Below are 19,487 nucleotides of genomic sequence, written 5' to 3' on the forward strand. Positions count from 1 at the left end.
CGAACGTTAAAAGAAAACCGCACTCTTCGAGGTCGAACATCATGGATCAGAAAGCCGTCGAGTACCTTCAACGTTCCCACGATTTCCGGAAAGAAACGCTCGACAACGGCAGGTTCAAAATCGAACTGCTTTATTTCACCACGCTCTGCAAACCGGATATCATCCAGAAGGAAATCGCCCATCCGTTCCTGCTGACGGATACCCCCGAAGCGTTCGAGACCGTGTTGTCATCCGCCTTGTTCTGCAAGTCGATGGAAGAAGACGCCGACCCGACGGAATCTTTGCTGGAAGGATTCGTCGTGATCGTGCTGAACGGCAAGCGATTTAAGCTTAGGGCGCCGAAGCCGGGCAACGACAAGATCGGGGAAGCCGTCATCGAGACCACGCTGCAAGGTCCCCAGTCCGCCTTGTCCGAAGATATCGACACCAACCTGATGATCCTCCGCCGACGGTATCCCAGCGCCGATCTGGTCGCGGAGTCCTTCAAGCTGGGCAAAGTTTCCCAAACCCAATCCTATCTGGTCTATGACCGGAGCAAGGCCGTTCCGCAGGTCATTGACGATATCCGCGGGAAATTGCAGCGCATCGATGCGGACGTGGTCGCTTCCGCCGGGCAGGTGGAAGCTTTGATCACCGGAACGAAATACCGCTGGATCCCGATCATGACCATATCGGAACGGCCGGACCGCGCGATATTCAACCTGGCGCAGGGCAAATTCCTGATCGTGCTGGACGGGACCCCCTTCGTCCTCATCGCGCCGGCGGTGTTCTTCGATTTCGTCTCGGCCATGGACGACGTGTACCAATCGTTCGTCGTCACCCGCTCGCTGGTCATGCTTCGTTATCTCGGCATCTTCGTGACGATGACGCTGCCCGCCCTGTACGTCGCCGTCGTCTCCTACAATCCGGAAATCTTCCGCGTGCAGTTCGCGCTCTCGCTTGCGGGCAGCCGGGCCGCCGTGCCTTATCCGTCGTTCGTCGAGGTGTTCATCATGCTGTTCCTGATCGAAGCCCTGCTCGAAGCCAGTCTGAGGCTGCCCCGCTACATCGGTTCCACGGCCACGACCGTCGGCGGTTTGATTCTGGGACAAGCCGCGCAGCAAGCGGGACTGGTCAGCAGCGTCATGATCATCGTGACGTCCGCGGTCGCCATCAGCAATTTCCTGATCCCCATCACCGCCATGAGCTTCGCCTTGCGGATCGCCAAGTATCCGCTGATCGTGCTCGCGATCATGTTCGGCTTGACCGGCGTGGTGTGCGGCATGTTCGCGGTTACCTTGTACGCCTGCAGCCTCAAGAGCTTCGGCGTGCCCTATTTCCGCATGTTTATCGGGGAACCTGCCGTTTCCGGCTATAAGGAGGGGGATCCGTATTGAGCCGTTACTTTTACTACTTGTTCTGGCTGAGCCTTTTGATCAATACGATCTTTTTCGTCCCGCGGCTGCTCATGAACGAACGGTTCAACGGCAGCATCATGTCGGTTGCTTTGGGCATCGTTTACGGCAGCGTCTGCGCGATTATATTCGTGCTGTCCATGAACCAGTTTCCCGGAGAAGGACTTCCGGAAATCCTCAAGCGCTACGTTCCCGATTGGATTCGCGTTCCCTCCCTTCTCTTTCTGGGAGGGATGTTTGCCATTGCCGGTTCCTTGATTCTCATTGCGTTCTCGATGGTCACCTTGCGGTTCCTCAGCCCGGAGACGAATCCCGCGGTCATGCTGCTCTGTTATTGCGGCCTAGGCTGCTTCGCGGCGTGTTTCCGCCCATCGGCCATTCTGAACATCAACGAAATCGTGTTGCTCGTCAATTTCCCGTTCATTTTCTATATCATGTACAAATCGGTCACCAGCCGGGATATCGATTGGGATTCGATCCAGGTCCTCAGCGATTACGCGCTCAAACCCCCGAACTTGATCGCCTTCGCGGCCGCTACTTATCCTTTTACGGGGTATCTCAAGCTCGTATTGTATAACCGGATCTTCAAGAAATTGAAAATCAAGCATCTGTGGCTGATTCCTTTAACCGGTTTGCTGGTCATGTTGTCTTCCTTCCTCTCTCCCGTTGGCTTGCTTGGCGTGGACAGCGTAGGCGAATACTTGTATACCTGGATCTCGACCGCCGATACGCTCCGCATGCAATTCGGCTTCATTCAACGCGTCGTCTTTCTGTTTTTGTTCATCTATATCGGGTTCTCGCTCCTGTACATTACGACGTGTTGGAACATCTATGTCAACTTCGTTACGGACGCGATCGGGAAAACGACGATCACCGTGAAATCCCGCAAAATTCCCGTACAGGTCCTGGCGAGTCTTGCGATCTCGGTCATTACCCTGGTCTCCGGTTTTCGAACCAGCGACAAAGGCATGCTCGATTTCGTGATCGGGTGGCAATATATCCGGTTGGCGACGGAAGCGCTGCTCGTGATCTCCGTCGTATGGTTCGCGCTGCTTCGAAGGAGGCAGAAACGCCATGCATAGAGCCGCCAAAACGCTCGCGATTCTCGGAATGGCATTGGCATTCGCCGGCTGCGGCTTCAAGGACCTCGACAAACGGTTCTTCGTCATCGCCGTCGGCATCGACGAAGGCAAGACCGCTCCATACAAAGTATCTTTGAAGCTCGCGATCCCGTCGCCCAAAACCGAGCCCGGGGAAGCGAAATTCCAGGTCATTACCCAGGAAGCCGAAACGATCGCGGAAGCCGTCCGCTTAGCGAAGTCCAAGGTCGACAAAGAGTTCGATTTCGGCCATGCCCAACTGATCGTCATCGGCAAGGCGTTCTCGGACGACCACGAACTCGGACACTCGCTCGACTGGTTTTTCCGCCGCCGGGACATCCAGATGATCTCGTATATGGGCATCGGAGTGCCCGACGCGGAAGCGGTCATCAAAACGAAACCGCTGTCGGAACGGCTGCCCGGCAACGGGTTGATCCTGCCGTTCTCCAAGGAAGGAACGGAATCCCCTTATCTGGTGCCCGTCCATTTATTCGACTATTACCGTATGTGGAAGTATAAAGGCAAGGATCCGTTCCTTCCGGTCATCAAATCGGAGCCGGAAACGTTCATTATCGAAAACGTCGTCATCCTCAAAGGCACGAAGAAAAAACTGGAACTTTCGCCGGACGAAACGAGCATTTTCAACCAACTGGCCCGCAGTTACCCGCGTTTTGCCATGAAAGCCCAAGTGCAAAACAAATGGGTCACCTTTACCGGCACCCGGTTGAAGGTAAGTTACAAGATTTTGACGCCTGCCGGCGGCACGCCCGAAGTCCGTTTCCGCGTCTCCGCCGAAGTGGAGTCCGAAGACGCGCAAAGGCCGTTGTTCGACCTTTCCTGGACCCAACTGGAGCGCCTTGTGGCCGCCGAAATGAAGGACCAGATGCTGGCCTTGTTGCGCAAGTTCCAGCAAAACGGGGTCGATCCGATCGGGCTGGGCTTGCATTACCGGGCGACTAGGCACCAAGGCGACGCGGAATACGGGAAGTGGCAGGAGATTTATCCCGAGGTCCGGTTCTCTATGCATGTACAGGTCCGCTTCAAAGGAACCGGCGTGATCAAGTGATGGAAACCGTCAATGGACCATATGGATGAGAGGAGGAACGATTCGAAGGAACATCGGGGGAATGGATGATGGGGAAAGCGTTGCTCCGGCTGGAGGACATCGGCCCCGGAGGTTACTACGAATCCGCGGAGAATGGGGCGAAGCTTCTGGTTGTCGCAAGCCGGCTCAAGACAAGCGGCATCCCGTTCCAAGCCGCCGTCATCCCCCGTTTCGTCGATCCCGGGCGGAGATACGACCGGTCGATCGCCGATCTGGCGGATCCCGAAGCGGCGCGTTTCGTGCACCTGCTGCACGGGTTGGTCCGCTGCGGCGCCTCTCTGGGGATGCACGGCTATACCCATCAATACGGCCATTCCGTCAGCGGCGAAGGCAACGAATTCGCGGACGCGTCCTGCCGGCAAGACTGCCCGCCGGACGATCCGCCCTCCGCGCTCGCGGATCCCGCGGCGTTCCGGCAATCCTACGCGTTCGGAAGGTTCCATTCGGCGCTGACCGCGTTCCGCGCGGCCGGACTGCGTGCCGAATGGTTCGAGTCTCCGCACTACGTTGCCTCGGAGGTGCAGCGAAGGATTCTGGACGCTTGCAGCGGCGTCATCCATGAGACGAACCCGGACTTTCCGGAAAGTCGGCGGGTCACGCTCCGCCCTTCCTTGTCCGCCCGGGGATGGACGGCCTATGTCCCGACCCCGCTCGGTTACGTCGGGGGATCCTCCGTCGACCGGGATGTCGATCGCATCCTACACGCAGCTTCCGAATACGGCGAGGAAGAACTGGCTTCGTTCTTCTACCATCCCTTTCTCGAATTCCCTTATATCCGCCGGGATTCCGGGGGGAGATGGCGTTACGGCGCGAACTCTCCCCTTCATCGGCTTACCGGCGGGTTCGGACGTTTGGGCCGCCGTTTCGTTTCGATCCGCGAGCTGACCCGTTAGAAAAATTTGCGGATCATGTCCAGCACCGCCTGACGGGTTAACGGCTTGCTGAGATAATCGTCCATGCCGGCTTTGAGATACCGTTCCCGGTCGCCCTTCAATGCGTTGGCCGTCACGGCCACGATGATCGGGCACTCGTCGCCCGACAAGCTCTTCTTGATCCAGTCGGCTGCCTCCAGGCCGTTCATCCCGGGCAGCTGGATATCCATGAAAATCAGGTCGTACTGCCCGGTCAAGGCGGCCTCAACCGCTTCTCCCCCGCTTTCCGCGACCCGCACCCGATGCCCCTGGCTTTCCAGCATCCGGGTGAGCACGAACTGGTTGATGCCGTTGTCCTCCGCGACCAGAACGCGCAAAGGCGTTACCTTGGCCTGGCCTTCCAGGCCGGAATCGGACGGGTCCAAATCAAGCTCCGGTTTCTTCTCCTCCCCCATCACGATCGTGAACGCGAAGGTAGAACCCGGCCCATGGGTCGGCTCGACCCAAATTTCCCCGCCCATCAGCTCGACCAGCCGTTTGCTGATCGCAAGGCCTAGGCCGGTCCCTTCCGACCGGCGCGTCATGAAATTATCCAATTGAAAAAAAGGCTGAAACAGCTGATCGGACTTTTCCGGCGGAATGCCGATCCCGGTGTCGCTGACCGTGAACTTCAGCATGACATGCCCTTCGTGGCGGGCCAGCTGCCGGACCGTGATCGATACGCCGCCTTTCGAGGTGAATTTGATCGCGTTGCCGACCAAGTTAAACAGCACTTGTTTCAGGCGGGTGACGTCGCCGTACAGCAATTGCGGCACGTCGGGACCGATGGAGAACGACATGTCGAGCTTTTTCGCTTGCGCCTTCGGCGAGAGGATGTCCACCGTCTCGAAAATGCTGTTCCGCAATTCGAACAGCTCTTCGGACAGCACCGTCGTTCCGGAGTCGATTTTCGAAAAGTCCAGGATGTCGTTGATGATCGCCAGCAGCGTCTCTCCGCTCTTTTTGATGATATCCAAATATTCCTTCTGCTGGGCGTCCAGGTTCGTCGTCTCGAGCAGCAGGTCGGTCATGCCGATCACGCCGTTCATCGGCGTGCGGATCTCGTGGCTCATCATGGCCAGGAATTCGCTTTTGGCCCGGTTGGTCGTCTCCGCGGCTTCCTTGGCGATGATCAATTTCTTCTGCTCCGTGATGTCTTTGGCGATAATGTAGTAGCCGACCAGCTGCTCGTGGATGACGATCGGCGCGATGGTCGTCAGCACTTCCGCGACTTGCCCGTCTTTATGCACGATCTGGTCGATCCCGTTCTCCGCGTTCACGTCCCTCCTCAGTTCCGCAAGAATCGCCCGGATATCCCCGTGGGCCAAATAACGGGTGAACGGCTGGCCGGCCAACTCCGGAATCGAATATCCGGTCAGCTTTTCGGCCATCGTGTTGGCATGGATGATGTTTCCCGACAGATCGATCGAGAAGATCGCGTCATGATTGTACTTTTTGAGCGAGGTATACCTTTCGACGGTTTCCTGAAGCTTCAGTTCGACATGCTTGCGGTCGGAAATATCCTGGATCGTTCCGTACATCTTCAGCGGACGTCCGTCGGCGGAGCAGTTAACCACCCCCCGTGCATGCAGGTATTGGACCGAACCGTCGGCTTGTTGCCGGCGGAATTCGAAATCCAGCCTTCTCTCCCGCCAGGCATGGGAAATCGCCTGTTCGAAGGCAGGCCGAACTTCCGGCTGCGCCAAATCCGTCAGCTTGGGCGGACGAACGCCCCATTCCGAGCGATCGATGTCGCACACGGAATCCATTTGTTCCGAGAACGTCACGACGTCTTTCGCGAGGTCCCATTCCCAACTGCCGATTCTCGCGATCCGCTGAGCCTCCAAGATCAGGGTCTCCTGCTGCTCCGTCCGGTGCCTTGAAATATCGGCCGCTTCCATCAGCCATCGCCCGGGCGGTTCCGCTTCAAGGGCAACGGCCCGCAAGGACACCCAACGCTCTTCGCCGTCCGTTCGTACCAGCCGTAGCGCCTGCGGGGACGACGCGGCAGCCGCCGCAAGATGCGCGAAGCTGGGGAGACGATCCTGAGGGGCCAGCCAATCCATGAAGTTTGTACGGATAATGTTCTCTTGTCCGAGCATGGCGCACAACGCTTCGTTGGCTTCCTCGATTTCGCCGTCCGGACCTGCCAAAGCAGCCCCAAAGGTGGAATAGGCGTACAACGATCGGGACAGATAACGTTTTCGCTCTCCAGCCATGGCCTCGGGCAGCTCTCCTTCATCCGACTCTTTCTACCCCATTATATACCCGGCGGAAGCGCGGATTGAAACGAAATTCCGTTCCATGGAAAAAGGCCGCGCGCGGCGCGGCCAGCAGCGGTTCATCGGAACGACGTCAAGAAGGAAGGTTCAGCGCCGTCTGCAGATTCGCCCGGTCCTGCCGAATTTGCTCCGGCACGTCATAGGGGCGATAAAACCCTTTGTCGGCCATCCACCTCGTCAGTTGTTCGTGCGTATCGATCGCTTCGAACAGTTGCTTCCGGATCGCGGCTTTCAGCTCCGGCGTCGCCGCTTCCGTCGCGGCGACGGCGAGCATATGGATGCCGGATTTGGACGAGGTCAGCAAGTCCCATCCGATCACCTGGTCGGTCAGGACGTCCAGCCCCATCAGCTTTTCGATTACGGGGATCATGTTCTCACCTCCGGCGGTTCGACGGCTTGCGCCAATATTCCGTCCAGTTCCCGTAGATGGCTTTCGGTCCGCTGCACTTCAAGCTCCATCAACGCCTTTAACTCGGGATCGCTGACCAGCATCCGCATCGTTTTGGCTTTCGTCAGGCACAGCGTCTTGAAAGCCGCGATTTCATGCAGATCGAGCGTTTCATGCACGCCGAACCGGTTCGGCATCACGGAACCGAGGCTCCCTCCCCCCGTCATGGCTTCAGCACCACCTTTACGCATTCGTCCAGCTTGTCGTCGAATATTTCGTACCCGCGCTTGGCGTCCGATAGCGGAATCACGTGCGTCACCACGTCCATCGGGTCGATCTTGCCGGAAGCCACCATGTCGTACATCTGCGGCATGTAATGGATGACCGGCGCCTGTCCCGTCCGGATATTGACGTTGCGCTGGAACAAATCCCCGAGCGGAAAGGCGTTATATCTGCCGCCGTACACGCCGGTGATTTGAATCGTTCCGCCCTTGCGCACGGCCTGCGAGGCGATGACGATCGCGCCCATGGCGCCTCCCTGCAGCTTCATGCCGGACGCGAGGAACTCGAGCGGGGTCATTTTGCCGTCCATGCCGACCGCGTCGATCACCACGTCGGCGCCGCCTCGGGTCATCTCCTTCAGATGGTTGCCGATGTTCTCTTCCTTCTCGAAGTTGACGGTTTCCACGTTGTTCCGTTTGCGGGCCCGCTCCAGCCGGTACGCGATGAAATCGACGGCGATGACCCGTTTGGCGCCTTTCAGCCAACAGAACTTCTGGGCGAACAAGCCGACCGGCCCGCACCCGAGCACGATGACCGTGTCGCCTTCCTTGACCCCGGCGTTGTCCACGCTCCAGTAAGCGGTGGTCATGGCATCGGCGATGACCGATAACTTCTCGTCCGGCACTTCGTTGCTCTCCGGCACTTTGAACGGCGTGAAATTGGCGTACGGAACGCGCATGTATTCCGCCTGCCCGCCCGGATAGCCGCCCGTCGTCTCGGAATAGCCGAAAAAGCCGCCCATGTCGCCGTGCGGATTGGAGTTGTCGCATTGGCTCTCCAGGCGGTTCCGGCAATACCAACATTGGCCGCAGCTGACGTTGAACGGAATGATCACCTTGTCGCCTTTCTTGAGGCGCGTCACTTCCGGCCCCGCTTCTTCCACGATGCCGACCGGCTCATGGCCGATGATGTAGTTCTGGGGCAAGTTCGGGATCATGCCGTGAATCAGGTGCAGGTCGGAGCCGCAGATGGCCGAACTGGTGATCCGCACGATGATGTCGTCCTTCTTCTCGATTCGCGGATCCGCGACTTCTTGGACTTGGACGTTCTTGATGCCTTGGTACGTTACGGCTTTCATGGGCATTCTCCTCCGCTCTATCGGTCCGGCGTCGCGAACATGCCGAGCCGGGCGGTATCATCCGGGAACAAATCGAGATTCGCGATTTTGACCGTCGTGTCGGCAGCCTTCAAGTCCATCCGGAACTGCTCCCCGACTTGATAGGGGTGCAGCCAGTGCTTGTCGATCATCAGGCGGGAAATCTCGTCATGCAGATCCAAGGCTTCCTGCAGCTGTCCTTTCAGGATTTGCCTGGCCTCCGGCGACGCCGTCTCCCCGATCGCGAACGCGCAATTCCGCACGCCGTTCTTGGCGCGCATCAGAAACTCCACGGCGAAAGTGCAATCCGCCAGATCGGCCATGCCGACGGAGTTGATCGGGTCCAGATAATCGTTATTCACCCGCGTGCGCCCCCCCGTCTTCGCTCAGCCGGATTTTCTCGTACAGGCCTTGCAGCTGCCGGACGTGCCGAATCGTCATGTCCACGTCTTTCTGCAACAGTTTCTTGAGGTCCCGATCGAAAACGAGGCCCTGCATCATCTTCGATTGGGCGAGGCAAAGCGTCTTGAAATTGAGCATTTCGTGGATTTCCATCGTTTCGTGCGGCGCCAGGTACGTTGCTGTTTCCAATCGTTTCACCCCCGGGGAGTTCGAAACCAGGTTTAGGTTTTCCTTCCGTTATGGGATTATGCAACGCAAAAGCCGCCTCCCCTAAGGGAGACGGCCGGCGTCAACGATGGGCGGCGAACTGCCGAACTACGTTTCAAGCAAAATTCGGCCCGTAATCGTTAAGTCGTAGCCGGAGATCGCGCCCAGTTCGCTGCGGAACGCTTCCGAATTCAGGATGCGCAGCACGGAGTCCGTCCAACTGCGGTTTTTTAACAGCACCAAATCGTAACGTTCTTGGATTAACGGGATGAAATCGACGTTTCCGACGATGGAGGCGGCCTTCTCGATCCCGACGCCGACATCCGCTTCGCCGGAAGCGACTTTGGCGGCGATCCCGAGGTGATTCGTTTCTTCCGTATCGTACCCCAGGAGACGATCCGGCCGAATCCCGTGCAAACGCAGCTGCTCATCCAGCAGCACCCTGGCCCCCGAGCCTTTCTCGCGGTTCACGATCCGCAGGCCGGGCTGCCTCAGATCCTCCCAAGCGGCGAGCTTGCGCGGATTGCCGCGCGGAACGTAGAACCCGGCCCGCCGGGAAAGCAGGTTCACGACGAGATACGGAAACCCGACGAGAATGGCCCGGATATAAGGCAAATTGTACTCCCCGGTGTCCCCGTCGAGCAGATGCGTGCTGACGAGGTCGGCTTCGCCGCGGTACATGGCCATGAGGCTGTCTAGGCTGCCTGCATAAGCACGGAGCGGACGCACGCCGTCCACGCGCTTCTCGATATGCGAGGCGAGAATGTCCAAGCTGACGTCTTGGCCGGTGATGACGATCGGGCTGCTCCCCGAGACCGGGCCCGGAGGATGCGGAACGACTCGGGAAACGGGAGCGGCCGGGAAGGCAGCCTCATTCGCGGCGATCCCTTTGGCCCGCCGTTTGTACGCTTCCAGGTCGGATGCGTCGACCCGCATTTGTTTCCCTACCCGATAGGAGGGCAGTTCCCCTTTTTTGATCAGATCGTAGACCGTGAGCTTCGATATTTTGAGAAGTTTGGCGACTTCTTCCGTCGTATAGGAAATATCCGGTTCCATGGCGATTCCCCTGTTCCAGGATGGATGCGTCTCTATTCTATCATAGTCCGGCATGTGCCAGACGGATAGGCGTTTACAAGAACATCCTCTGAACCATATAATATATCCAATTATATCTACATATAACGAAACATAATGGTGGAGTGGAGATCATGAGACGTCGGTTGAGCATTTGCGCGGCGAGTCTGGCGATTTTGGCGGCGATTGGGATGGCAGGATGCAACGCCGATTCCAAGACTCAGCCTTCGGGCGAAAACGTGGAATTGACCGTATCCGCTGCGGCCAGCTTGACCGATGCCCTGGAGGAAATCGGAAAAGCGTATGAATCCGGGCACCCTTCCGTGAAACTGGATTTCAATTTCGGCTCGTCCGGCGCCCTGCAGCAACAGATCGAGCAAGGAGCCCCCGCCGATTTGTTCCTTTCCGCATCCCCCAAAAACATGAACGCGCTTGTCGAAAAACAGCTGATCGATCCGGAGCGGCACGCTGCGATGCTCGCGGGCGAGCTCGTCGTCGTGGTGCCCGCGGGCGGGCAAGTCCCGATCAGCGGGTTGGCGGATCTGACGAAAGATGGCGTACGGCATGTGGCGATCGGCATTCCGGGGAGCGTGCCGGCCGGCAGCTACGCCAAAGAGGCGCTCGAAAACGCCAAACTGTGGGATTCGCTTCAAGCCAAAACCGTGCAAGGAAAAGACGTTCGGCAGGTTCTCCAATACGTGGAAACGGAAAACGCCGACGCCGGGTTCGTCTACAAAACCGACGCACTCGCCTCCTCTAAAGTCAAAATCGCCTTTTCCGTCGATCCGGGCACCTACTCCCCGATCGAGTATCCGGCGGGCATCGTGAAATCGACGAAGCATCCCGAGGAAGCGGAAGACTTTTACGACTACCTCCGCTCCGACGAAGCCTTCGGCGTGTTCGCCCGCTACGGGTTCGCGAAGCCCGGCTTGCGGTGACGCGCATGGATGGGGAGACGTTCTGGACGCCGGTTCGGTTATCGCTGCAAATTTCCTTCGTATCCAGTCTTCTGGTTTTAGCGCTCGGAATCGTCGCGGCATGGCGGATGTCCCGGAGATCGTTCCGGGGGAAGACGTTTGTTGAAACGGCGTTCATGCTGCCGCTCGTCCTGCCTCCTACGGCAGTCGGTTTTCTGCTCCTTACGGTCCTCGGACGGAAAAACGGGCTGGGAAGGCTGCTGGAAGCGGTCGGATTCCCGCTCGTCTTCACCTGGCAGGGAGCGGTCGTCGCGTCGGTCGTGGTCGCCTTTCCGCTTGTCTACCGGACGATGAAGGCCGGCTTCGATGCCGTCGACCGGGACTTGGAGGACGCCGGTCGGTCGATCGGGGCGAGCGAATGGCAAGTTTTCCGGCACATCGCGCTGCCGCTTGCCGCACCCTCCCTGCTTTCCGCCTACGTCCTCGGCTTCGCCCGCTGTCTCGGCGAATTCGGCGCGACGCTCATGGTGGCCGGGAACATTCCCGGACGTACGCAGACAATGCCGACCGCGATCTATCTCGCCATCGATACGGGCCATGCCCCCCTGGCTTGGGCTTGGACGGTATCGACGATCGTCGTCTCTTTCCTGCTGCTCCTATTCACGGGAATTAAAAAAAGAGAATAGCGGACCATCCGAGCGTGGGGATCGAATCCCCGCTTGGACGGTCCGCTGTTCCCTTCCGTTCCGTTTAGCTTTTTTGCGTGAACTCAAGCAGTTTGCCGGGGATTTGCGCCAGCGGGACGACATGGTCGACGCAGCCGAGCTCGATCGCCGCCTTGGGCATGCCGAACACGACGCAGGATTCTTTGGCCTCCGCGATCGTGGTGCCGGCACCGGACTCTTTGGCCAGGAGCATGCCTTTCGCTCCGTCGGCTCCCATCCCCGTCATCAAGACGTAATGCCGCTTCACCCCGGAGAGCCGCGCGACGGATTCGAACAGGACGTCCACCGAGGGACGATGGCCGTTGCGCTGGGGTTCCCGATTCAGCTGAATCCGGTACTCTCCTCCGTTTTCCGCGACGGTCATATGGAAATCGCCCGGCGCGATATAGACCGTGCCGCCGCGCAGCGGCTGGCCGTCTTCCGCCTCCACGACGCGAAGCTTGGACAGGCTGTCCAGCCGATCGGCCAGCGATCGGGTAAACTTGGGCGGCATATGCTGGACGACGAGCACCGGATACGGAAATCCGGCCGGCAGCTCGCCGATCACGGCATCGAGCGCGCGCGGCCCGCCCGTGGAAGTGCCGATGGCGATCAGCTGCCGAACCGATGCCGGCACGGACCGGTTTAGGACGGCCATACGAGGCGGCGGGGGAGCGGCATACGGTTCGCGCCGGATCGGCCGCAGCGCCGACGAAGGGGCCGCAGCCGCGGCTTTGATCTTTTGGCGCATCTCGTCTTTGATTTTATAGAGATCCGCGGAAGTCGAACCGGACGGTTTGGCGATGAAGTCGACCGCGCCGAGCTGCAAAGCCTCGATCGTTTCCTTCGCCCCTTCTTGCGTGAGCGAACTCAGCATGACGACGGGCACGGGCCGCTCTTTCATGATGCGGGCGAGCGCCTCCAATCCGTTCATCACCGGCATTTCGACGTCCATCGTGATCACGTCCGGCAGCAGCTCGCCCGCCATCCGGACTGCTTCCTCCCCGTTGCGAGCCGCCCCGACGACCCGAAGCTGCGGATCTTCTTCGATCAGCCGCGCGATCAGCTTGCGCATGAACAAGGAATCGTCCACGATAAGCACTTTGGTGTGGCCCATACTCTCCTCTCCCGTCTTTCCGCTTCTTACCGGATTTTGAAGTTGGAGACGGAATCGCTCAGCTGTTCCGCCAATTGGGCGAGAGACTGCGAAGTGGCGGCCGTCTCCTCCGCGGCGGCGGCCGATTGCTCGCTGGCGGACGCGACGTGCTCGACCGAACGGAGCACTTCTTCCGCCTGGGCGGACTGCTCCTCGCTCGCGGCGGCGATTTCGGATACTTTCGCCGAAGCTTGGTTCACCCGCTCGATGATCCGTTCGAAGGCCGTCCCCGTTTCCCTCGTTGAGGCGACTCCGTCCGCGACGGCAATAACGCTTTGGCGCGTGCTTTCCTGAATGCCGCGGATGATCGACGTGATCTGCTTGGTCGCCTCCCCGCTCCTCTCCGCCAATTTGCGGACTTCGTCGGCGACGACCGCGAATCCGCGCCCTTGGTCGCCGGCGCGGGCCGCCTCGATCGCCGCGTTCAACGCGAGCAAATTCGTCTGCTCCGCAATGTCGTCGATGACCTCGATGATCTCCCCGATTTTGTGGGAATCGGTTTCGAGCCGGTTCATCTGTTCGCTGACGCCGTTCATCCCCTCGATGGAGGAACGCACGGCTTTCCCTCCGTTTTGGGCGATTTGGACCGAGGATTCCGACAGTTCCGCGGCTTGCTCCGCGTTGGCGGCGACCGAGCGGATCGCGTCCGACAATTCCCGGAACAATTGGTTCATCGATTGCGTGGCGGATGCCTGGCTCGTGCTGCTGCCGGCGATCTCCTCCGTGCTGGCCGATATTTGCTGGGCCGCCGTGGACACGTTATGGGCGGATTGCGTCGTGACGCCGATCAATCCGCGGAGGTTGGCCCTCATCCGGTTCAAGGCCAGCACCATGCTGCCGATTTCGTCTTTGTTTTTGACTTTGAGCTCGTCTGACCTCAAATCCCCGCCGGCCACCTGCTCCAGCGCGGCGGTGACGGCGCGGACCGGATTCGAAATGCTCCGGATCAGCAAGTAGGCGACGACGATCGTGGCGGCTAACGCGATGACCGTGATCGCGGCCAAGACGTCCGTCGCGATTTTCTTCGCGCTCCTGGCTCGGTTCCAGGCGTCGTTCACGAGTTTGTCGATGTCGGATTTGATTTTGTCGTGGGTTGCCCGGAAACCGTCGAACAGCGTCTTTCCGTCCCCGACCTTCAAACGCGCTTCCTCCAGCTTCCCGGACTTCGCCAAGGCGATTTGCGATTCGAAATACTGGTTGATTTGATCGATTTGCGGCTTCGCCTGTTCGATCAATCCGGCCATGATCGGATGGCTTGCCAGGTGGGGCTGGATTTTTTGCAACTGTTGATTGACCATTTCTCGCCCCATCGTATAGGGCTGCAGGAAGGTTTCGTCTCCCGATACGAGGTACCCGCGAACGCCGGTCTCTTCGTTCACGAGAGAGGTCAAGATTTCGGACGCCGCCAGCGAGAGCGGGATCGCGTCGGTCACGATGCTGTTCGTCTGCTTCTCCACCCGGTTCATGCCGATGACGCTGTAGACCGCCAGAGCGGCTAACATCACCAAGATCACGGAATAACTCGCGTAAAGCTTTTTAGCCACCGTCATGTTCATCGTTCCCATCCCTTTTCTTGGTTTCGGATTCAGACCTTCTGATAGAAAAACGTTTCGGTTGGTTCCAAATCGTATCGGGCGGGTTGGAAGATTTGCTCGGTTCCGCCGATGAACAAGTACCCTCCCGGTTTCAGCGCTTTGCTGAATTTGGCGTAGACGGCATCTTTCGCCTCATCCGTGAAATAGATCAGCACGTTGCGGCAGACGATCAAATCGAATTGCTGCCCGTACGGATCGGCGAGCAGGTTATGGTGCTGGAACGTCACGTTTTGCTTGACTTCTTCGGTCACGCGGTACGTCGCGCCCTGCGCCCGGAAAAACCGGCCGAGGACGGCTTTGGGCACTTCCCGGACGGATTGGGCCGGATAGACGCCTTCTTTGGCTTTGCGGAGCGCGCCTTCGTCGATGTCGGTCGCCAGCACCTGGAATTCGTGGCGCCTGAGCGAACCGAGCAGGATCATGGCCAGCGTATAGGGCTCGTCCCCCGTCGAGCATGCCGCGCTCCAGCATTTCAGGGATCGGCTCCGCTTCAGCAAATCCGGCACGATCTTCCGCTCCAGCACTTCCCAACGTTTGGCGTTCCGGTAAAATTCCGAGACGTTGATCGTCATGTGGTCGAGGAACTCCTCGAACAGCTTGCGGTCAGCGGCGAACGCCCGGAAAAATTCGCCGAACGTCTTGAAACCTTTGTTATCCCTCAGGCTGATGAGCCGGCGCTTCATCTGGTTTTCCTTGTAGAGCGACAGATCGATGCCGGTTTTGGCTTTCAGCTTCGTTTTGAACTGCTCGAAATCGAGGTCAGACGCCGTCATGGACGACATGGGAATCCCGCCTTATCGGATTTTGAACTGGGAGACGGACCGGTTGAGGTCTTCCGCCAACAGGGCGAGCGACTGCGCGGTGGAGGCCGTCTCTTCGCTGCTGGCCGCCGCCTCTTCCGACGCCGCGGATATGCTCTCGATCGAGGACAGGAATTCGCCCGATTGGGCGGCTTGCTGCTCGCTGGCGGCGGCGATTTCGTTCGCTTTGCCGGCGGACTCGTTCACCATGTCCACGATGTTCTTGAACGCCTCTCCCGTCCGGCGCGAGGAAGCGACGCCTTCGGTCACGGCTTTCACGCTCGTCTTCGTATTCGCCTGCATGCCTTTGATGATCGAGGTGATTTGCTTGGTCGCTTCGCCGCTCCGTTCCGCCAGCTTGCGGACTTCGTCCGCGACGACGGCGAACCCGCGCCCTTGTTCGCCCGCCCTGGCGGCTTCGATCGCCGCGTTCAAGGCCAGCAGGTTCGTCTGCTCCGCGATGTCGTCGATGACCTCGATGATTTCCCCGATCCGGTTGGAATCCTGTTCGAGCAGCTGCATCTGGTCGTTGACTTGGATCATGCCTTCGATGGAAGAGCGGATGACTTCCCCGCCCTCATGGGCGACCGTCACGGTGCGGCCCGAGAGCTCGGACGCTTGCTCCGCGCTGCGAGCGACGGCGTTGATGGCGTCGGTCAGCTCGCGGAAGAGCTCCGTCATCGTCTGCGCCGCTCCCGCCTGGGTCGAGCTTCCGCTCGCGATTTCCTCCGTGCTGGCCGAAATTTGCTGGGAGGCGGCGGCGACGCTCTCGGCGGACGCCTGAATGCTTCCGACCGTCGAACGCAGGTTCCGGATCATGCGGTTGACCGCGGCGGCCAGACGGCCGACCTCGTCCTTCGTCTCGATGTCGAGCGTTTCCCGAAGATCGCCTTGGGACACCTTGTCGACCACGGCCAAAGTCCGGTTCAACGGCCGGGAAATCAGCAGGGAGATCCAGAAGCCCAGCAAAATGCTCAGCAAAACGGCAACGGCGATGACCGCGAGCGTCGTCGCGCGGGTGGATTTGTAAAGCGCGTCGCCTTGATCGTTCGTTTCCCCGGCGATTTTAACGTTGAGCGCGACAAGATCGTCCAGCACCTGTTGCAGCTCGTCCCCGCTCTGCTTCATTTCTCCCTTCAACAGCACGGCGAACGCTTCCACCTCGTTTTTCTCGTTCAACGCGTATCCTCGATCGATCAGCTTCGAATACGCTTCCCATGCCGGTTGGAACTTGGCGAGCATTTCGTTTTCCGCATCGGTCTTTTCCGTCGCGTTATACTTGTCGATATCCGCCAGCAGTTCTTTTTTGAAGCCTTCGATTTTATCCTTGTAATCGTTGTTCTCCTGATCGGTAACGGCGATATACGCCATATCCCGGATGTTCACGCGGATTCTCTGGTACAAATACTTGGCGTCCGTCAAATAAACGATCGGCAGCAAGCTGTTGTCGTTCAGGTCGTCCATCGAGCTTTTGATTTTGCCCGTGCTGTTCAAGCCGGACCAGCCGACGAAAGCCATGATGATACACATGACGACGAATGCGGAGATCAGCTTCATGGATGTTTTCAGGTTTTGGAACCATTTCATGGATGCGGCACCTCATCGTTTGCCCTGTTATTTTTACTGGCCGACGTTCCGATGGAACAGCGATGCGATTTCCAAAATCAGCGCCACGCTTCCGTCGCCCAGAATCGTCGCCCCGGCGATACCTTCCACTTTGCCGATATAAGCGCCCAGCGATTTGATGACGATCTCCTGGTTGCCGATCAGATCGTCCACCACGAGCGCCAGCCGCTTCTCCGCCGATCCTACGATGACCAGGGGAATTTGGGATTTCTCTTCCCGTCGGTTCTCCGAACGGAAGCGGTCGTGGATGCTCACGACGGGGATGACCTGGTGGCGGATCATGACGACCGGCTGTCCCTGCATGTTCTGGATGTCCCCGCGGGTGACCCTGACGATCTCGGCGATGTTGGACATCGGGATGATCAGCGTCTGCCCGTTCACCTTGACCAGCAATCCCACGATGATCGCCAAAGTCAGCGGAAGCTTGATCTTGAAGCTCGTCCCCTCGCCCAGCCGGGTTTCGATATCGATGAGACCGTTCAATTTCTCGATATGGCTGCGGACGATGTCCATGCCCACCCCGCGCCCGGATACGTCGCTGACCCGCTGAGCGGTCGAAAAGCCCGGCCGGAAAATGAGATGGATCGCTTCCCGGTCGCTCAACGTTTCCGCTTCTTCGGCGGAGATGATGCCTTTGTCCGCCGCCGACGCCTTGATTTTGACGGGATCGATCCCCGCGCCGTCGTCTTCGACGTAGATGACCACTTGATTGTCCTCATGCGCGGCGCGGATCGCGAGCGAGCCTTTGCGGGGTTTGCCCCTCTGCTCCCGGATTCCCGGGCTTTCCAGTCCGTGGTCGACCGCGTTGCGGATCAGATGGATCAGCGGGTCGGCGATCTCTTCGATCAACGTGCGGTCCAGCTCGGTGTCCTGGCCTTCCATCGTGAGTTCCAGCTCTTTGCCCAGCTCTCGGGACAAGTCCCGGATCATCCGGGGGAACCGGTTGAACAGCTGTTCGATCGGAAGCATCCTGGCCTTCATGACGCTCTCCTGCAAATCGCCGATGATCCGCGACAGATGGTCCGAGATATGGCCGAGTTCGCTGACCGAAGGATCCTGGAACCGCCTTCTCTGCGTGCGTTCGACTTGCTGGATCCGCGTCTGGTCGATCACCAGCTCGCCGACCAGGTTCATCAAGTGGTCCAGCCGGTCCACGCTGACGCGGATCGTCTGGGATTTCGACTTGGCCGCCGATTGCGGATCTTCCATGGTCGGCTTGTCCGCCGCCTGCGGAACGGCCGCCATTTCGGTTTCCGCCGTGTCCACCGGCTCGGCTTTTACGTCCGCCACGTCCGCCAGCCCCTGGACCTTCTCGCGAATCTCATCGGCCTCTTGCGTTCCGGCATAGAGATAGGTTAAGGTCAGCGATTCCGTATAGCCTTCTTCCAGGCTCTCGTATTCCGGAGAAGCGAGCAGCACTTCTCCCCATTCGGACAGCATCGTTTGGATGACGTAGGCACGCGCGCCTTGAATGACGCACTCCGGCGCGATGCCGACGGACAACCAATAGACGCGGTGTCCTTTCTCCTTCTGCTCTTTCACTTTCAAGCGGTCGGAAAGCGAGAGAACCGGCCGCGTCCATCCGGCGTCCCGCTCCGCCGCGGCCGAGGTTGCCGCTTCCTCCGCGCGGCGTTCGAACGCTTCCAGCGCCTTCACGTTGTCCGAGATGTCCGCCCGGGGCGCGTCGGAATCCACGATGCCGTTCTTGAGCAGTTTCAGGTTGTCGAGCGAACGGAACAGAAGGTCGATCAGCTCCGGCGTCACCGCGGTTTTCTTGGCCCTGACCCGATCCAGCAGATGCTCCATGCGGTGGGTGAGCTGTTTCATTTCTTCATATCCCATGGCCGCGGACGAGCCCTTTAGCGTATGGGCGGCGCGGAACAAGCTCTGGACGGCGTCATCCGAACCGCCTTCCCGCTCCAGCTTCAAGATGAACTCGTCCATCAGCTGAAGCTGTTCTTCCAATTCCTCCAGGAAAACCTCTTTATATTCGTTCAGCATGGCGGCCTCCTTATTCGTGAAGCAGCACTTCATCGAGGCGGAGAATGCCGACGAGCCCGCCTGCCGTCAGTCCGATCCCGACGAAAAAGTTGCCGTCGATGCCGCCGACCCGATCCGGAGGCGGCTGAATGTCGGAGAACGTCGCCACTTTGTTGACGCGATCGACGATGATGCCGACCGTGTCCTCGAGATGGTTGACGACCACGATCCGGGTCGATTTCTCGGCAGGCGCTTCTTCCATGCCGAACAGTTTCCTCAGGCTGAGAACCGGAACGATTTTCCCTCGAAGGTTGATCACGCCTTTGACGTACGGTTTCACGCTGGGGATCTGCGTGATTTCCTGCATCTTGATGATTTCGTGGATATCGTGGATCCGAATGGCGTATTGTTCCGCTTCGATTCCGAACTCGACGTACTGGTCCTTTTCCGTCGCTTGCATGGTCGCAC

19 protein-coding genes are annotated in these 19,487 nt (G+C 59.0%); 6 read left to right on the forward strand and 13 right to left on the reverse strand.

Translation table 11 applies throughout. The annotated features are described in order from the left end of the window. Nucleotides 1-41 precede the first annotated feature (41 nt). The 4 genes from PTZ19_RS03235 (at nt 42) to PTZ19_RS03250 (ending at nt 4,492) form a co-directional block, all read left to right on the forward strand. Nucleotides 42-1,376 carry a spore germination protein gene (locus tag PTZ19_RS03235; protein WP_276352342.1) on the forward strand — a complete coding sequence of 445 codons (1,335 nt, stop codon included), beginning with the start codon at nt 42-44 and terminating at the stop codon, nt 1,374-1,376. Continuing rightward, nucleotides 1,373-2,476, forward strand: a complete 1,104-nt coding sequence (locus tag PTZ19_RS03240) for a GerAB/ArcD/ProY family transporter (RefSeq protein ID WP_276352343.1) — start codon at nt 1,373-1,375, stop codon at nt 2,474-2,476. The genes PTZ19_RS03235 and PTZ19_RS03240 overlap by 4 nt, the downstream gene beginning before the upstream one ends. Then, a complete protein-coding gene (locus PTZ19_RS03245; RefSeq protein ID WP_276352344.1) occupies nt 2,469-3,560 on the forward strand; it encodes a Ger(x)C family spore germination protein in 1,092 nt (363 codons plus the stop codon). Before PTZ19_RS03240 ends, PTZ19_RS03245 begins: the two co-directional genes overlap by 8 nt. 68 nt (nt 3,561-3,628) lie before the next feature. Next, on the forward strand, nt 3,629-4,492 hold the full coding sequence (locus PTZ19_RS03250) for a DUF2334 domain-containing protein (protein WP_276352345.1): 864 nt from the start codon (nt 3,629-3,631) through the stop codon (nt 4,490-4,492). Here the strand turns inward: PTZ19_RS03250 and PTZ19_RS03255 are convergent. The 7 genes from PTZ19_RS03255 to PTZ19_RS03285 all read right to left on the reverse strand — a co-directional run bounded on the left by PTZ19_RS03255 (nt 4,489) and on the right by PTZ19_RS03285 (nt 10,223). After that, on the reverse strand, nt 4,489-6,729 hold the full coding sequence (locus PTZ19_RS03255) for an ATP-binding protein (protein ID WP_276352346.1): 2,241 nt from the start codon (nt 6,727-6,729) through the stop codon (nt 4,489-4,491). The genes PTZ19_RS03250 and PTZ19_RS03255 overlap by 4 nt on opposite strands. Nucleotides 6,730-6,865: 136 nt before the next feature. Continuing rightward, nucleotides 6,866-7,162 carry a spore coat protein gene (locus PTZ19_RS03260; RefSeq protein ID WP_276352347.1) on the reverse strand — a complete coding sequence of 99 codons (297 nt, stop codon included), beginning with the start codon at nt 7,160-7,162 and terminating at the stop codon, nt 6,866-6,868. Continuing rightward, nucleotides 7,159-7,407, reverse strand: a complete 249-nt coding sequence (locus tag PTZ19_RS03265) for a hypothetical protein (protein WP_276352348.1) — start codon at nt 7,405-7,407, stop codon at nt 7,159-7,161. Before PTZ19_RS03265 ends, PTZ19_RS03260 begins: the two co-directional genes overlap by 4 nt. Beyond that, nucleotides 7,404-8,540, reverse strand: a complete 1,137-nt coding sequence (locus PTZ19_RS03270) for a zinc-dependent alcohol dehydrogenase (protein WP_276352349.1) — start codon at nt 8,538-8,540, stop codon at nt 7,404-7,406. Before PTZ19_RS03270 ends, PTZ19_RS03265 begins: the two co-directional genes overlap by 4 nt. A 17-nt stretch (nt 8,541-8,557) precedes the next feature. After that, nucleotides 8,558-8,920, reverse strand: coding sequence for a spore coat protein (locus PTZ19_RS03275; RefSeq protein ID WP_276352350.1), 363 nt, complete (start codon nt 8,918-8,920; stop codon nt 8,558-8,560). Further along, the gene (locus tag PTZ19_RS03280) at nt 8,913-9,113 is read right to left on the reverse strand and encodes a spore coat protein (RefSeq protein ID WP_276352910.1); all 201 of its coding nucleotides are present in this window, start codon (nt 9,111-9,113) and stop codon (nt 8,913-8,915) included. Before PTZ19_RS03280 ends, PTZ19_RS03275 begins: the two co-directional genes overlap by 8 nt. A gap of 162 nt (nt 9,114-9,275) precedes the next feature. Beyond that, on the reverse strand, nt 9,276-10,223 hold the full coding sequence (locus tag PTZ19_RS03285) for a helix-turn-helix transcriptional regulator (RefSeq protein ID WP_276352351.1): 948 nt from the start codon (nt 10,221-10,223) through the stop codon (nt 9,276-9,278). Nucleotides 10,224-10,375: 152 nt separating this feature from the next. Between PTZ19_RS03285 and modA the strand changes: the two genes are divergently transcribed. Continuing rightward, complete coding sequence (gene modA / locus PTZ19_RS03290; protein ID WP_422614965.1) at nt 10,376-11,179, forward strand: molybdate ABC transporter substrate-binding protein; 804 nt, start codon at nt 10,376-10,378, stop codon at nt 11,177-11,179. Between the two features lie 5 nt (nt 11,180-11,184). After that, complete coding sequence (gene modB / locus PTZ19_RS03295) at nt 11,185-11,844, forward strand: molybdate ABC transporter permease subunit (RefSeq protein WP_276352913.1); 660 nt, start codon at nt 11,185-11,187, stop codon at nt 11,842-11,844. A gap of 64 nt (nt 11,845-11,908) precedes the next feature. Here the strand turns inward: modB and PTZ19_RS03300 are convergent, their stop codons facing one another. The 6 genes from PTZ19_RS03300 to PTZ19_RS03325 are packed head-to-tail and all read right to left on the reverse strand — an operon-like array spanning nt 11,909 to nt 19,479. Beyond that, nucleotides 11,909-12,979 (reverse strand): protein-glutamate methylesterase/protein-glutamine glutaminase, encoded by a 1,071-nt coding sequence (locus PTZ19_RS03300; RefSeq protein WP_276352352.1) that lies wholly within the window; start codon nt 12,977-12,979, stop codon nt 11,909-11,911. A gap of 26 nt (nt 12,980-13,005) precedes the next feature. Continuing rightward, nucleotides 13,006-14,568: a methyl-accepting chemotaxis protein gene (locus tag PTZ19_RS03305; RefSeq protein WP_276352353.1), complete on the reverse strand. Its 1,563-nt coding sequence runs from the start codon at nt 14,566-14,568 to the stop codon at nt 13,006-13,008. Between the two features lie 35 nt (nt 14,569-14,603). Then, nucleotides 14,604-15,395: a CheR family methyltransferase gene (locus PTZ19_RS03310; RefSeq protein ID WP_276352354.1), complete on the reverse strand. Its 792-nt coding sequence runs from the start codon at nt 15,393-15,395 to the stop codon at nt 14,604-14,606. 12 nt (nt 15,396-15,407) lie between these two features. Continuing rightward, complete coding sequence (locus PTZ19_RS03315; protein ID WP_276352355.1) at nt 15,408-17,000, reverse strand: methyl-accepting chemotaxis protein; 1,593 nt, start codon at nt 16,998-17,000, stop codon at nt 15,408-15,410. Between the two features lie 33 nt (nt 17,001-17,033). Then, nucleotides 17,034-19,040, reverse strand: coding sequence for a chemotaxis protein CheA (locus tag PTZ19_RS03320; protein WP_276352356.1), 2,007 nt, complete (start codon nt 19,038-19,040; stop codon nt 17,034-17,036). 10 nt (nt 19,041-19,050) lie between these two features. Beyond that, nucleotides 19,051-19,479, reverse strand: coding sequence for a chemotaxis protein CheW (locus tag PTZ19_RS03325; RefSeq protein WP_276352357.1), 429 nt, complete (start codon nt 19,477-19,479; stop codon nt 19,051-19,053). Between the last annotated feature and the right edge of the window lie 8 nt (nt 19,480-19,487).

Source organism: Cohnella caldifontis, assembly GCF_029360585.1.
GTDB classification, from domain to species: Bacteria; Bacillota; Bacilli; order Paenibacillales; family Paenibacillaceae; genus Cohnella; species Cohnella caldifontis.